The 13,760-nt window shown below is 73.4% G+C and carries 12 protein-coding genes; 10 read left to right on the plus strand and 2 right to left on the minus strand.

From position 1 onward, the window contains the following. Positions 1 to 36 precede the first annotated feature (36 nt). The 6 genes from AA0Z99_RS01535 (at position 37) to AA0Z99_RS01560 (ending at position 7,021) form a co-directional block, all read left to right on the plus strand. Complete coding sequence (locus tag AA0Z99_RS01535; protein ID WP_413318803.1) at positions 37 to 1,323, plus strand: hypothetical protein; 1,287 nt, start codon at positions 37 to 39, stop codon at positions 1,321 to 1,323. Between the two features lie 9 nt (positions 1,324 to 1,332). Further along, positions 1,333 to 2,460, plus strand: a complete 1,128-nt coding sequence (locus AA0Z99_RS01540) for a methyltransferase domain-containing protein (protein ID WP_413318804.1) — start codon at positions 1,333 to 1,335, stop codon at positions 2,458 to 2,460. A 257-nt stretch (positions 2,461 to 2,717) separates the two neighbouring features. Continuing rightward, entirely contained in the window at positions 2,718 to 4,421 is a 1,704-nt protein-coding gene (locus tag AA0Z99_RS01545) for a sodium:solute symporter family protein (RefSeq protein ID WP_413318806.1), read from the plus strand. 12 nt (positions 4,422 to 4,433) lie between these two features. Next, positions 4,434 to 4,562 (plus strand): putative transporter small subunit, encoded by a 129-nt coding sequence (locus AA0Z99_RS01550; RefSeq protein ID WP_413318808.1) that lies wholly within the window; start codon positions 4,434 to 4,436, stop codon positions 4,560 to 4,562. A gap of 49 nt (positions 4,563 to 4,611) precedes the next feature. Next, positions 4,612 to 5,883 carry an APC family permease gene (locus AA0Z99_RS01555; RefSeq protein ID WP_413318810.1) on the plus strand — a complete coding sequence of 424 codons (1,272 nt, stop codon included), beginning with the start codon at positions 4,612 to 4,614 and terminating at the stop codon, positions 5,881 to 5,883. Positions 5,884 to 5,977: 94 nt separating this feature from the next. Continuing rightward, positions 5,978 to 7,021: a mechanosensitive ion channel family protein gene (locus AA0Z99_RS01560; protein ID WP_413318813.1), complete on the plus strand. Its 1,044-nt coding sequence runs from the start codon at positions 5,978 to 5,980 to the stop codon at positions 7,019 to 7,021. Between the two features lie 18 nt (positions 7,022 to 7,039). Here the strand turns inward: AA0Z99_RS01560 and gndA are convergent, their stop codons facing one another. Next, positions 7,040 to 8,482: an NADP-dependent phosphogluconate dehydrogenase gene (gndA, locus tag AA0Z99_RS01565; RefSeq protein WP_413318815.1), complete on the minus strand. Its 1,443-nt coding sequence runs from the start codon at positions 8,480 to 8,482 to the stop codon at positions 7,040 to 7,042. A 138-nt stretch (positions 8,483 to 8,620) separates the two neighbouring features. Here gndA and AA0Z99_RS01570 point away from each other — a divergent pair, with 138 nt between their 5' ends. Next, the gene (locus AA0Z99_RS01570) at positions 8,621 to 9,580 is read left to right on the plus strand and encodes a TIGR03557 family F420-dependent LLM class oxidoreductase (protein WP_413318816.1); all 960 of its coding nucleotides are present in this window, start codon (positions 8,621 to 8,623) and stop codon (positions 9,578 to 9,580) included. Here AA0Z99_RS01570 and AA0Z99_RS01575 read toward each other — a convergent pair. Beyond that, the gene (locus AA0Z99_RS01575) at positions 9,577 to 10,500 is read right to left on the minus strand and encodes an NAD(P)-dependent oxidoreductase (RefSeq protein WP_413318818.1); all 924 of its coding nucleotides are present in this window, start codon (positions 10,498 to 10,500) and stop codon (positions 9,577 to 9,579) included. The two genes, AA0Z99_RS01570 and AA0Z99_RS01575, sit on opposite strands and share 4 nt — an antisense overlap. Positions 10,501 to 10,600: 100 nt before the next feature. Here AA0Z99_RS01575 and AA0Z99_RS01580 point away from each other — a divergent pair, with 100 nt between their 5' ends. The 3 genes from AA0Z99_RS01580 (at position 10,601) to AA0Z99_RS01590 (ending at position 13,716) form a co-directional block, all read left to right on the plus strand. Then, positions 10,601 to 11,398 (plus strand): IclR family transcriptional regulator, encoded by a 798-nt coding sequence (locus AA0Z99_RS01580; RefSeq protein ID WP_413318820.1) that lies wholly within the window; start codon positions 10,601 to 10,603, stop codon positions 11,396 to 11,398. A gap of 105 nt (positions 11,399 to 11,503) precedes the next feature. Beyond that, positions 11,504 to 12,928, plus strand: coding sequence for an MFS transporter (locus AA0Z99_RS01585; protein WP_413318822.1), 1,425 nt, complete (start codon positions 11,504 to 11,506; stop codon positions 12,926 to 12,928). Beyond that, positions 12,928 to 13,716, plus strand: coding sequence for a fumarylacetoacetate hydrolase family protein (locus tag AA0Z99_RS01590; RefSeq protein WP_413318824.1), 789 nt, complete (start codon positions 12,928 to 12,930; stop codon positions 13,714 to 13,716). Before AA0Z99_RS01585 ends, AA0Z99_RS01590 begins: the two co-directional genes overlap by 1 nt. The last annotated feature ends 44 nt before the right edge of the window (positions 13,717 to 13,760 follow it).

Below are 13,760 nucleotides of genomic sequence, written 5' to 3' on the forward strand. Positions count from 1 at the left end.
GCCCTGCCGCGCCGGGGAAGAGGCAGGGGGTCTGCGATGAGCGTCGAGGCGGGTGACCCGCCCTGGCTCGTGCGCGGAGCGGGTGCCGCGGCGACCTCGGCCGCCACGCGCTCGTTGGCCCTCGCTCGAGGATCCAGGGCGCTGACGGGGCCCGGGTGCGTCGCCGCTGCGGCGCTGCTCGGTGGAGGCTCGATGCTCAGCCTCGTGCTCGCGGAGGCCGTCCCGCTGGAGACGGCGCCGCTCGAGCCGCTGTTCGCCGCCGCGGTCGCCGGTGCCGCGGTCGCGGGTGCCTTCGGCCTGATCGGGACGCCGGTGCGGCTGGCGGCGGAGCGCTGGCTGCTGCTGCGGGCGGCGGAGCGCACGGCCGACGACGTGCCCGTCCCGGCCGCCGAGCGCGCGGAGGTGCAGCGAGGGCCGCACGATGCGCTGCGCGCGCTCGGCCGCGCGCTGCTCATGGTCGCGGGCCTGCTGGCCGTGTTCGCGATCGGCCTCTGGGAGCGGGACGCGTGGGCGCCGGTGGTGCGGGGCGCGCTGCCCGCGCTGGTCGGTGCCGCCGCGATCGCCGGAGCACCCCTCGCGTTCGTCAGCCGGCGCGGTGGCAGCGCCAGGGTGCGCTGGCGCGAGCGCGCCGACCGCACCGCGCGGCGCTGGCGGCGGGGTCGGACACCGACGCCGAGAGCGCCGAGGCCACGGAGCGAGCGTGCCGTGCGCCATGCCGGCCGCGCCGTGCTGCTCGGTGCGGCGCTCGTCGCGGTCGGGGCCCTGCTGCGCCGGCCACTGCGGTACATCGACCCCCTCTCCTACGACCCGCCGATGGAGCGGATCATCGACGGGCTCGTCCTGCTGGGCATCCTGGTCGTCGCGCTCGCCGCGGTGGCGCTCGCGGTCGCGTGGCTCGGCGCCGCCGCGTGGCGGGCGCGGCAGGAGCGGGCGACGATGCGGGCGCTCGAGCGCGGCGAGGCGGTCCCGAGGCCGCTGCTGGACGCGCTGCTGCTGGATCGCGCCGGCGGCGAGCGCCTCGCGGCGACGCTCGGTCTCCTGGGATGGCTCGCGCTCGCGCTCGGCTTGGCGCCGGCAGCGACCGGGCTGCTCGTCTCCGCGGCGGAGGCCACCCCGCTCCAGCACCTCGTGGCCGGCGCGTGGTTCGCGATCCCCGCCCTCGCGCTGGCCTGGCTGCTCGGCGCGCGCGCAGCTCGAGGGGCCATCGACCGACGCGCGCGCATGCAGCGGCTGCTCGAGCACGACCCGCTGCCCGGCACCGCGACCGCCGCCGCGCATCGCTCGCGATCCTCTCGTCGCAGGGCGGCGGAGCCCCGCGCATAGGCTGGTCCGATGCTGAGCAGCGAGTCGGTGGCGCTGGACTGCGCCTACTTCGACACCTGGCGCTGCCGATCGTGCACCCTGCTCGCCACGCCGTACGACGAGCAGCTCGCCGAGCAGCAGGCGCGCATCGAGGCCCTGCTGCCGCCGATGCCGTGGGCTCCGCCGCACGCCAGCGCCGTCGGCGGGTTCCGCAACAAGGCGAAGATGGCGGTCGCGGGCACCGCGGAGGCCCCCACGCTCGGCATCCTCGCGCCCGACGGGAGCGGCATCGACCTGCAGGCGTGCCCGCTCCACGAGCAGCCGATCGTGGATGCGATGCCCGCGCTCGAGCAGCTGGTGCGCGACGCCCGGCTCACGCCCTACGACGTGCCGAGCCGGCGCGGCGAGCTGAAGCACCTGATCCTCACCGCCTCGCCCGACGGCGAGCTCGCGCTCCGGATCGTGCTGCGCTCGAGCGAGTCGCTGCCGCGCATCCGGAAGCACCTGGGCCTGCTCGACCACCTGCCGCTCGCGAGCGTCTCGGTGAACCTCCAGCCCGAGCACAAGGCGGTGCTCGAGGGTGCGCAGGAGCTGCTGCTGGCCGGTGCCGGCGTGATCGTCATGCGCGTCAACGGCATCGGGCTGCGCCTGCGCCCCCGCAGCTTCTTCCAGACCAACACGGCGGTCGCGTCCGCGCTCTACCGGCAGGCGACCGCGTGGATCGACGAGGCCGACCCCGCCACGATGCTCGACCTGTACTGCGGCGTCGGGGGCTTCGCGCTGCACGCCGCCCGCGCGGGCAGGTCGGTCGCGGGCGTCGAGGTGACGGCGGAGGCAATCGACGCGGCCCGCGAGACCGCCGCGGCGATGGGGGCGGATGCGTCGTTCGCCGTCGGCGACGCGGCGAGCGTCGCCCTCGAGGGCGCGGGGGCGCCGCAGCTCGTCGTCGTGAACCCGCCCCGCCGCGGGATCGGCGAGCTCGCCGCGCGGCTGGACGCCTCGGACGTCGAGCGGGTCGTGTACTCGAGCTGCAACCCGGTGACGCTCGCCCGCGACCTCGCAGCGATGCCCGGTCTCGCGCCGGTGCGCGCCCGCGTCTTCGACATGTTCCCGCACACCGAGCACGGCGAGGTGCTGGTCGAGCTCGTTCGCCGCTGATGGCGCGCGCGGGGGTGCGCGCCCCTGCCTCGATTCGCCATGCTCCGCCGTCCATGACAGTGTGAAAGCGCTGGCGGATCGCCGGCGCTGGTGCTGAGCGCCCCGTTCGAGTCGCGCGAGAGGGCTCGCGGGCGGCCGCACCGACCGACCCTCGGGTGCTGCGCCGCGAGGTCGGGACGGGCCTGCGAGGGCCCGCCGTCAGGCCTGCCATCCGGCGCGCCCGCAGCTGCTCGAGACCGCCGAACGGAAGGAAGCCCATGCCGCCCGCCCAGGAGATCGCCCAGCTCGGGATCGCGACCGTCATCATCCTGCTCGTCGTCTTCTACGGGGGGACGATGCTGATGACCTTCGGCATCGGCCGCAAGAAGGAGAACGCCGACGGCTACATGACCGCCGGCAACCGCATCGGCTTCGGCATCTCGGCCGCGTCGATGACCGCGACCTGGATCTGGGCGTCCTCGATGTACGCCTCGGCGACCGCCGGCTACACCTACGGGATCTCCGGCCCCATCCACTACGGGCTCTGGGGCGCGCTCATGATCCTGTTCATCTACCCCTTCGGCAAGCGCATCCGCGCCGTCGCCCCGAAGGCGCACACCCTCGCCGAGGTGATGTACGCCCGGCACGGCCGCTCCTCGCAGCTGATGCTCGCGGGCTCCAACGTGCTGGGCTCGCTCATCTCGCTCACCTCCAACTTCATCGCCGGCGGCGCGCTCATCGCGATGCTCTCGCCGCTCAGCTTCGGCACCGGCATCCTCATCATCGCGGCCGGCGTGCTGCTGTACACGCTCTGGTCGGGCTTCCGCGCCTCGGTGCTCACCGACTTCGCGCAGGTGGTGTGCATGCTCGGCGCCGCCGTCGTCGTGATCCCGGTCATCTTCTTCGCCGCGGGCGGCCCTGCCATGTTCGAGGCCGGGGTCGCGGCCGGCGCCGTCACCCCCGAGCAGCAGAGCTTCTTCTCCTCGGACGCCTTCCTGCAGCAGGGCGCGCCCTACATCGCGGCCGTCCTCGCCTACGCCATCGGCAACCAGACGATCGCGCAGCGCCTGTTCGCCGTGCGCGAGGATCTCATCAAGCCCACCTTCATCACCGCCACGGTCGGCTACGGCGCCACCGTGATCGGCGTGGGCATGCTGGGCGTGATGGCGCTCTACCTCGGCGTGCAGCCGCTCGACGGCGACGTCAACAACCTGATCCCGCAGATGGCGGCGAGCTACCTGCCGCTCGTGCTGCTGGCGATCGCCTTCGTCATGATCATCGGCGCGCTGTCCTCGACGGCCGACTCCGACCTGGCGGCGCTGTCCTCGATCGTGATGGCGGATGTGTACGGCCAGTCGGTGGGCAAGGAGCGCGCGAACCCGAAGACCATGCTGCTCGTCGGCCGGGTCAGCATGATCGTCGCGACGGGAGCCGCCCTCTTCTTCGCCACCAGCCAGTTCAACATCCTCGACCTGCTGGTCTTCGTCGGTGCGCTGTGGGGCTGCCTGGTCTTCCCCGTCATCGCCTCGTTCTACTGGAAGCGGGTCACGAACCTCGCCTTCACGGCCTCCGTCATCGCCGCGCTCGTCGTCTTCCTCCCCGTGCGATTCGAGTGGGTCTCGCTCACCGGCGTGCTCGCGCTGCCGATCGAGGTGCTGGCGACGATCGGCATCGGCGTGGTGCTCGGCATCATGGCCTTCGGATTCTTCGGGCTCCGGGTCGGCACGATCGTCGGGATCGTCGCCGTGCTGGCGGCGTCGCCGTTCACCCTGTTCTTCCTGCGCGACTACGCCGTGCTCTCGGCATCCCTCGTCGCCTACGCGGTGTCGTTCCTCGTGTGCTCCCTGCTGTCGTTCCGCTCGAAGCAGCGCTTCGACTTCTCGACCATCGAGGACCTCACAGGGGACTTCGACGACGCGGCCGCCGACGCGGGCGCAGCCACCGACGAGACCAGCGGCGCATCCGCGCGCGCCCGAGACTGAATCGAGGAGACCATGACCATCGCTCTCACCATCTACGTCCTGCTGTGGCCCGTCATCGTCGCCGGGGTGCTGACCGTCATCACCCGCTCGTTCGTCCGCGAGCTGCGAGCGGCGAAGCGCGAGGGGCGCCCCATCATCTGAGCTCCGCGCGGGCACGCCCCGTTCACCGCGCACGGGTAGCGTCGGCGCCATGAGTGACCTCGAGCGCCGCATCGGCGTGCCAGGAGCCGTCGCGATCGGGCTCGGCGCGATGATCGGCGCAGGGCTGTTCTTCGTCTGGGCGCCCGCGGCGCTGCTCGCCGGACCGATGCTGCCGGCAGCGCTCGCGCTCGCCGCCGCGATCGCCGTGCTGAACGCGCTCTCGACCGCGCAGCTCGCGATGCGGCACCCGGTCTCCGGCGGCGCCTACGCGTACGGCCGGGCCGAGGTGGGGGAGCGCGTCGGCTTCGCCGCCGGCTGGATGTTCCTGACCGGCAAGACGGCGTCGGCGGCGGCGATCGCCGTGATCGCCGGCCAGCACCTGTGGCCCGAGCACGCGCGCTGGGTCGCGGCGGTGGCCGTCGCGCTGCTCGCCGGCCTCAACATGCTCGGCGTGCGCGTCACGGCGTGGGTCTCCTCGGCGATCGTGGCCCTGGTGCTGATCGCGGTGCTCGGCGCGCTCGGCTGGGCGGCCGCGGGGCTGCCCACCGCGGAGCCCGCCGGCGTGCTCGCGCTGCTGCCGCCGGCAGCGGGGCACGGCGGCGACTTCGGCTTCGTCGGCGGCAGCGCCGCGGCCCCGCTGGGCTGGCTCACGGCCGCGGGGCTGCTGTTCTTCGCCTTCGCCGGCTACGCGCGCATGGCGACGCTCGGCGAGGAGGTGCGGGAGCCGCGACGCACGCTGCCGGTCGCGATCGTCGCAGCGCTCGCGGTCGTGCTCGCCCTCTACGCCGCGGTCGCGTGGGCGACGAGCGCCCGGCTCGGTCCCGATCTGATCTTCTCGGCGACGCCGCTGGCAGACCTCGTCGGCGATCCGGTGCTGCACCCCGTGATGCTCGGTGCGGGCGCGCTCGCGTGCCTCGGCTCGCTCATGGGCATCCTCGCCGGGCTGAGCCGCACCGGGCTCGCGATGGCGCGGGCCCGCGACCTGCCCGGGCCGCTCTCGCGCATCGCCCGCCGCACCCGGACGCCCGTGGTCGCCGAGGCCGCGCTCGCGCTGGTGGCGATCGCAGCGGCGCTGCTGCTGCCCGCGGGCAGCCTGGTGGCCTTCTCCTCCACGTGCGTGCTCGTCTACTACGCCATCGCGCACGTGTCGGCGATGCGGATGCGCGGGCGCGGGCCGAGGCCCTGGCTGCCCGCCTGGATCCCGTGGCTGGGTGCGATCGCCTGCCTCGGCGTCGTGCTGACCCTGCCGTGGCAGGGCGTGGTGGGCGCAGCTGCGTGGCTCGCGCTGGGCCTGGGAGCGCGGGCGCTGCTGCGGCGGTGAGGACGACGGGCCTCGAGGCGACGGCCCGTCCGCCCTGAGGCCCTGCACACGCCGATGGCGTACCGTGGCCGGCTCCGAGTCAAGGGAGGCCCGCTTGCCCGTCGTCGACATCCTGCTCCTCGTGGGAACGACCGTCGCCATCGCTGCCGTCGCAGCCGTCATCGCGCACGTGGCGCTGCTCGCCGCGACCACCGCGGTCGTGCGCCATCGCGAGCGCCGAGCGGTCGCGCGGAGGCGCCTGCGGGCGCCGACCGCGACGCTCGCGGTCAGCGTCGGGCTCGCTCTCGCCTCCGCGGCCACCGGCCTGCAGCAGTCGATGGGGGAGCGCTGGGGCCCGATCCTGGAGCACGGCCTGCGCATCGCGGCCATCATGGCCAGCGGCTGGCTGCTGGTGCGGCTCATCGGCGTCGGCGCCGATGCCACGCTCGCTCGCGTCGCGTCCGCGCACGACGCCCGACGCGCGCGCAAGGTGCAGACGCAGGTGCTGATCCTCAGGCGCGTGCTCGGGGTGATCGTCATCGTGATCGCCCTCGGGGTGGCGCTGTTCACGTTCGAGGCTGCGCGCGTGGTCGGCACGAGCCTCCTCGCCTCCGCCGGCGTCGCCTCGCTCGTCGCCGGGCTCGCGGCGCAGTCGGTGCTCGGCAACGTCTTCGCGGGCATCCAGCTCGTGGCCTCGGATGCCATCCGCGTCGACGACGTGGTCGTGGTGGAGGGCGAGTGGGGCGAGATCGAGGAGATCACGCTCACCTACGTCGTCGTGCGCATCTGGGACGAGCGCCGCCTGGTGCTGCCCTCGACCTACTTCACGACGACGCCCTTCGAGAACTGGTCGCGCACCTCGAACCAGGTGTGGGGGTCGGTGCAGGTCGACGTCGACTGGCGCGTGCCGGTGGAGGCGATGCGCACCGAGCTGGGGCGCATCGTGAGCGCCCACGAGCTCTGGGACGGCCGGGCGCAGCTGCTGCAGGTGTACGACGCGACCGGCGGGATGGTGCGGATGCGCGCGCTCCTCACCGCGGCCGACGGCGGTTCGCTCGCCACCTTGCAGCACGACGTGCGGGAGGGGCTCGTGACCTGGCTGCGCGAGCACCACGAGGGCGCGCTGCCCACGAGCCGCCTCGCGCTCCGGCAGGAGTGAGGGGCGGCGCCGAGGGCGTCAGTGCGTGTCGACGGCCTCGATCTCGGTGCGATCGCCCGACCACTGGGTGTGGAACGTGCCGTCGCGGTCGACGCGCCGGTACGTGTGGGCGCCGAAGAAGTCGCGCTGGCCCTGCACGAGCGCGGCCGGCAGCCGATCCGCGCGCAGCCCGTCGTAGTAGGCGAGCGACGACGAGAACGCGGGGGATGGGATGCCGGCCCGCGCTGCGGCGACGACGACGCGGCGCCACGCCTCCTGCGTGCGCCCCATCACGTCGCGGAAGTAGGGGGCGAGCACCAGCGCGGGCAGCTCCGGCGTGGTGGCGTAGGCCTCGGTGATGTCGTTGAGGAAGCGCGCACGGATGATGCAGCCGGCTCGCCAGATGCGGGCGACCTCGCCCTTCTGGATCTGCCAGTCGTGCTCCTCGGCGGCGGCGACGATCTCGTCGAAGCCCTGCGAGTACGCGACGACCTTGGAGGCGAACAGCGCCTGGCGTACGTCCTCGATGAAGGCATCCGAGTCGTCGACCTGCCACGCGCCGGCCGGGCCGGGCAGGTCGGAGGCCGCCGCGCGCTGGTCGAGCTTGGAGGAGAGCGAGCGGGCGAAGACCGCCTCGGCGATGCCGGAGACCGGCACGCCCAGGTCGAGCGCCGTCTGCACCGTCCAGGCACCCGTGCCCTTCGCGCCGGCGGCGTCGAGGATCACGTCGACCAGCGGCTGGCCGGTCTCGGCGTCGACCTGGCGCAGCACCTGCGCGGTGATCTCGATCAGGTAGGACTCGAGCTCGCCCCGGTTCCACTCGTCGAAGACGTCGGCGATCTCGGCCGGGCTCTTGCCGGTGCCGCGGCGGATGAGGTCGTAGGCCTCTGCGATCAGCTGCATGTCGGCGTACTCGATGCCGTTGTGCACCATCTTCACGAAGTGGCCGGCGCCGTCGCTGCCGATGTGCGTCACGCACGGCTCGCCCTCGGCGACCGCGGCGATCGAGCGCAGGATCGGGCCGAGCGTCTCGTAGGACTCCGCGGTGCCGCCGGGCATGAGGGAGGGACCGTGCAGGGCGCCCTCCTCGCCGCCGGAGATGCCGCAGCCGACGAAGTGGATGCCCGTCTCGCGCACCGCTGCCTCGCGGCGGATCGTGTCGGTGAACAGCGCGTTGCCGCCGTCGACGATGATGTCGCCGGGCTCGAAGACGCTCACCAGCTCGTCGATCACGGCGTCGGTGGCGCGCCCGGCCTTCACCATGATGATCGCGGTGCGGGGCGCCTGCAGGCTGGCCGCGAGCTCCTGCATCGTCGCCGCCTTCACGAAGCCGGCCTCCGGGTGCGCGGCCAGCAGGGCGTCGGTCTTCGACGTGGTGCGGTTGTAGACGGCGACGGTGTTGCCCTCGCGGCTGGCGAGGTTGCGAGCGAGGTTCGAACCCATCACGGCGAGGCCGACGACGGCGATGTTGGCGGTGGTCACGGGGGTCCTCCTGGAAGGCTCGGTGGTCTGCCTCCAGGCTACTCAGCACCGGATGCGCTGCGACGGCCGACGGCGTGGCGGTCGGCGCCCGCGCGTGTCCCCCACCTGACGCCCAGGTGGAACTCCTAGCGTCAGAGCATGCAGATCGGATACAAGCTCTTCGCCGAGGACGTCGCACCCAAGGAGCTCATCCGGCGAGCGGTGGAGGCCGAGCGCGCCGGCTTCGACTTCGTCGAGATCAGCGACCACTTCCACCCCTGGCTGCCGGAGCACCAGCACTCGTCGTTCGCGTGGGCGATCCTGTCGGCGATCGCGGCGAAGACCGACACCCTGCGGCTCGCGACCGGCGTCACGTGCCCGTCGATCCGCTACCACCCGGCGATCATCGCCCAGGCGGCGGCGACGCTGCAGATCATCTCCGACGGCCGCTTCACGCTGGGCGTCGGCTCGGGGGAGCGGCTCAGCGAGCGCATCGTCGGTCAGGGATGGCCCGAGATGGGCGATCGCCACCAGCGGTTCCGCGAGGCGCTCGAGATCATCCGGCTGCTGTGGTCCGGCGGCACGCACTCCTATCGGGGCGACTTCCTGACGCTGCACGACGCGCGGGTGTTCGACCTGCCTGAGACGCTGCCAGAGATCGTGGTGGCGGCGGGCGGGCCGCAGGCCGCGGCACTCGCCGCAGAGCTCGGCGACGGCATCTTCTCGACCGACCCCGATGCCTCGCTCGTCGAGGCGTGGAGCGCCGCGGGCGGCGACGGCCCCCGCTACTGCGAGGTGCCGACGGCGTACGCGCCCGATGCCCGCTCGGGCGCCGAGGCCGCGCACGCGCGGTTCCGCTTCGGCCCCCTGGGGTGGAAGGTGCTCGCCGAGCTGCCCGATCCGACCGCGTTCGACCAGGCGACGCAGGCGATCAGGGTGGAGGACATGCAGGAGGCGTTCGCGTGCGGCCCCGACGTCGAGCGCCACGTCGAGGTGTTCTCCGAGTTCCGCGACGCAGGCTTCGACCACCTCGTGCTCATGGATGCGAGCACCGACCCCGACGCCTTCATGGGCTTCTTCCAGGACGAGCTCGGGCCGCGCCTGCGCGCGTCGGCCTAGCGCTCGGCGATCACGCGTCGCGAGACCGTGATGTCGCGCTCGCCGTAGCCGCGCTCGACGATCTCGTCGAAGAACGCGCGGAGCGCGGGGATGAGCGCGGGGCTCGTCCGGGTCGCCTCGGCGATGTCCGCCGCGAAGGAGAGGTCCTTGATCATGTAGCGCGCGATGCCCGAGGGGGAGTCGTCGCCCGCGACCAGCTTCTCCTTCCGGCTCGCCAGGAGGTTCGAGCCCGCGTAGCCGCCGCCGAGCAGCGTCCAGAGCGCATCGAGGTCGAGCCCCGAGCGCTCGGCGAGCACGGTCGCCTCGCCGAGCGCGGTGATGGTCGCGGCGACCACGAGCTGGTTGCAGGCCTTCGCGACCTCGCCCGCGCCGAGCGGGCCGAGGTGCACGGGCGTGCCGCACGGCGCGAGCATGGCGGCGGCGCGCGCCGCGTCCTCCCGGGTGCCCCCGAGCATGATCGAGAGCGTGCCCGCGGTCGCGCCGTCGACCCCGCCGGAGACGGGGCAGTCCACCACGCGCACGCGGCCGTCGGTCTGCTCGCCGAGGCGCTCGGTCAGCGCTCGCACGCCGGGTGCCGAGGAGGTCGAGCCGATCAGCACGAGCAGCTCGTCGGCGTCGCCGAGACCGGCGAGCAGGCCCTCCGGCCCGTCGAGCGCGGCCTCGAGCTCGGGCAGGTCGGGCAGCATCGACAGCACGACCCCCGCCCGTGCGGCGAGTGCCCGCGGGGTCTGCGCCCATTCCGCGCCGGCAGCGACGAGCGCCGGCCTCGCGGACCTGCCCGTGATGATCGCCGCGCCCCGGCCCGCCAGCAGGCGGCGCACCATGGGCTCGCCCATCGCGCCGAGGCCGAGGACGCCGATGGTCTCCGCTCGCGCGGTCGAGGTGCTGGTGGAAGCCGGGTGCGGGGCGTCTGCGGTCATGGCCGCAGGCTAGCGCAGGGCCAGCTCCTCGGACAGCGTTCAGATGAGTGGATGCGCCCTAGGCTGGTGCGGCATCGACCTCGACCGCGAAGGGGCGGCCATGACCGACACGAACCCGACCTCGAAGGGCGAGCGGGATCCCGCACCTGCCGTCTCGCGCTCGCTGCGCATCCTCACCCTGCTCGCGGACTCGGAGGGCGTGCCGACGACGCTCAGCGAGATCGCGCGCGCGCTCGGCATCGCGAAGTCCTCCACCGCCAACCTCTGCGCCGTGCTCGAGGAGGGCGCGATGATCGAGCGCGACTCGGGCGGCTACCGGCTCGGTCGGCGCACGGCAGAGCTCGGCGGCGCCTATGCGCAGCAGTTCAACCAGGTGCGCGAGTTCTACGGCCTCGTCGCCGCCTCGCCCGTGCTGCACCGCGAGGTGGTGCAGATCGCGATGCTCGACGGCAGCGACGCGCTCTACCTCGCGCGGCACGAGGGTCGCTCGCCCTATCGGCTCGGCACGCCGCTGGGCTCCCGACTGCCGGCGCCGCTCAGCGCGACCGGGGTCGCGCTGCTCTCGCGCCTCGGCGACGAGGAGGCGCGCGCGCTGCTGCAGGAGGTCGAGCCCTTCCCGCAGCTCACCCCTGACAGCATCACCACGGTCGATGACCTGCTCCCGCAGCTCGCTGCTGTCCGGGAGCGAGGCTTCGCGATCGATCAGGGGGGCTCCTTCGGCGGCATCGTCGGCGTCGCGGCCGCCCTCGAGCCGTGGGCGCCCGCCGATCCGCCGCTCGCGATCGGCGCGGCGCTGCCTGCCGAGCACGTCGACGAGGAGCGCATCGCGCAGGTCGGTGCGGCGCTGCTGCAGGTCGTCGCCGCGCTCACGAACCCGCTCGGCGGCAGCAGGCGCTGACGGGGCCCCATCGGGTGCATCGTTCAGTGGGTTGTACGTCGTCCATCACACTGGTACGTTCGGCTCCAGCAACGACGCCAGCACGACTGTCGAAGGAGATGGACCGTGAGCCCGACCACCCCGCAGAGCCCTGACCGCGCACCCGCGCACACCGACGACCCGGAGTACGCGGCCAACCTGCGCCGGGCGACGCTCGCCTCGAGCGTCGGCAGCGCCCTCGAGTACTTCGACTTCGCCCTCTACGGGCTCTTCTCAGCGCTGATCTTCGGCCAGCTGTTCTTCTCGAACCTGCCTCCCGAGTTCCAGATCGTCGCCTCGCTCGCCTCGTTCGGCGTGGGCTTCATCGCGCGACCGCTCGGCGGCCTCTTCTTCGGCACGCTCGGCGACAAGCTGGGCCGCAAGTGGGTGCTCGTCGTCACCATCCTGCTCATGGGCGGGGCGACGACGCTGATCGGCGCGCTGCCCACCTTCGAGCAGATCGGCGTCTGGGCGCCCATCCTGCTGACCGTCCTGCGGCTGCTCCAGGGCTTCGGCGCCGGTGCCGAGCAGGCCGGCGCCACGGTGCTGATGGCGGAGTACGCGCCCGTCAAGCGCCGAGGCTTCTTCTCCTCTCTGCCGTTCATCGGCATCCAGCTCGGCACCCTGCTCGCCGCGGTCGTCTTCTCGCTCATGGCGCTGCTGCCGGACGAGGTCTTCTTCGGCTGGGCATGGCGCATCCCGTTCGTGGCCTCGTTCCTGCTGATCCTCGTCGCCCTGTTCATCCGGCTGCGGCTGCGCGAGACGCCGACCTTCGTCGAGCTCGAGAAGCACGACCAGGTCGCGTCGCGGCCGATCCGCGAGATCTTCACCAAGGGCCTGCCCGGCGTCACGGTCGGCGTCGGGCTCCGCATGGCGGAGAACGGCGGCTCCTACATGTTCCAGACGCTCGCCCTCGCGTTCGTCGCCGGCAACTTCCTGGCCAACCCCGTCGACCGGGGCATCGCGACCTGGGGCGTCACCATCGGCTCGCTGATCGGCATGGGGACCATCCCGCTCACCGGCCACCTCTCCGACCGCTTCGGGCGGCGCGCGGTGTACCGGTTCGGCGCGGTGTTCATGCTGCTCTACGCCTTCCCCGCGTGGTGGCTGCTGTCGCTCGGCGAGCCGGCGATCGTCGTCGCGGTCATCGCCATCGGCATCGGCGTCGCCGTCAACACCATGCTCGGGCCGCAGTGCGCGATGCTGCCGGAGCTCTTCGGCAACCGCCACCGCTACCTCGGCGTCGCGATGGCCCGCGAGATCTCGGCCGTCCTCGCCGGAGGCCTCGCCGGTGTGCTCGGCGCCTACCTCCTGGCGGTCTCGGACGGCGACTGGCTGCTGCCGGCCATCTACATGGGCACGCTCGCGCTCATCACCACCGCCTCGACCTTCCTCGTCCCCGAGACGCAGGGGCGCGACCTGCTGCGGCTCGAGGATGCGGTCAACGTGTCGGGCGGCGAGGGCTCGGACGAGCGCACCGCGGCGCACGAGGTCGTCGGCGGGCGTCGCTGATGCGCATCGCGCGGATCGACGTCGGGGGCCGTGCCGTCCACGCGCGGCCCCTCGGCGAGCCGGGGCCGGATGGCATGCCGGCGTCGTGGATGCCCCTCGAGGATCCGTACCGCGCGCTCGCCGAGGGCCGCGCGCCGCGCGACGCCTCGAGCGCGCCCCTCGTCGCCGCAGGGCATGCGCTCCTGCCGCCCGCGGAGCCGCGGGTGGTCGTCGGCATCGCGCAGAACCGTGGCACGGCCGACCACCTGCCACCCGTCCAGGCATGGCTGAAGAGCCCCCGCACGGTCGTGGCGCACGGCCAGCCGGTGCACGTGCGCCGGGACGCCGGGAGGCTGGTGGTCGAGGCGGAGATCGCCGTAGTGATCGGCCGCGACACCGGCGACCCCAGCGCCCCGCTGCTCACCGAGCAGAGCGCGCACGAGTTCGTGCTCGGCATCAGCGCCGTCGACGACATCTCCTACCCCGACCGCGCCGCGCTCGACCCGCGCAACTTCGAGTCGAAGGGCGGCGAGGGCTCCACGCCCCTCGGGCCCTGGATCGACACGGACGCCTCCCTCGACGACCTCGTGCTCGCGCTCGAGCTCGACGGCCAGCGCGTCTGCGACACGAGCGCCCGCGCCATGCCGGTACCCGTGCGGGAGTCGCTCGCCTACGTCGCCCGCTGGGTGCGCCTGGGTCCCGGCGACGTCGTCATGGCGGGCGCGCCGCACTCGAACCACCGCGCGCAGCCGGGCCAGCTGGCCACCGTCATCGTCGGCGACACCCGCCTCGAGACGCCGCTGCGCTGACGCACGCGCACGCGCACCTGCGCATCGATGCCCCAGCGGCCGCG

The organism is Agrococcus phoenicis, assembly GCF_047302415.1.
Lineage (GTDB): Bacteria > Actinomycetota > Actinomycetes > Actinomycetales > Microbacteriaceae > Agrococcus.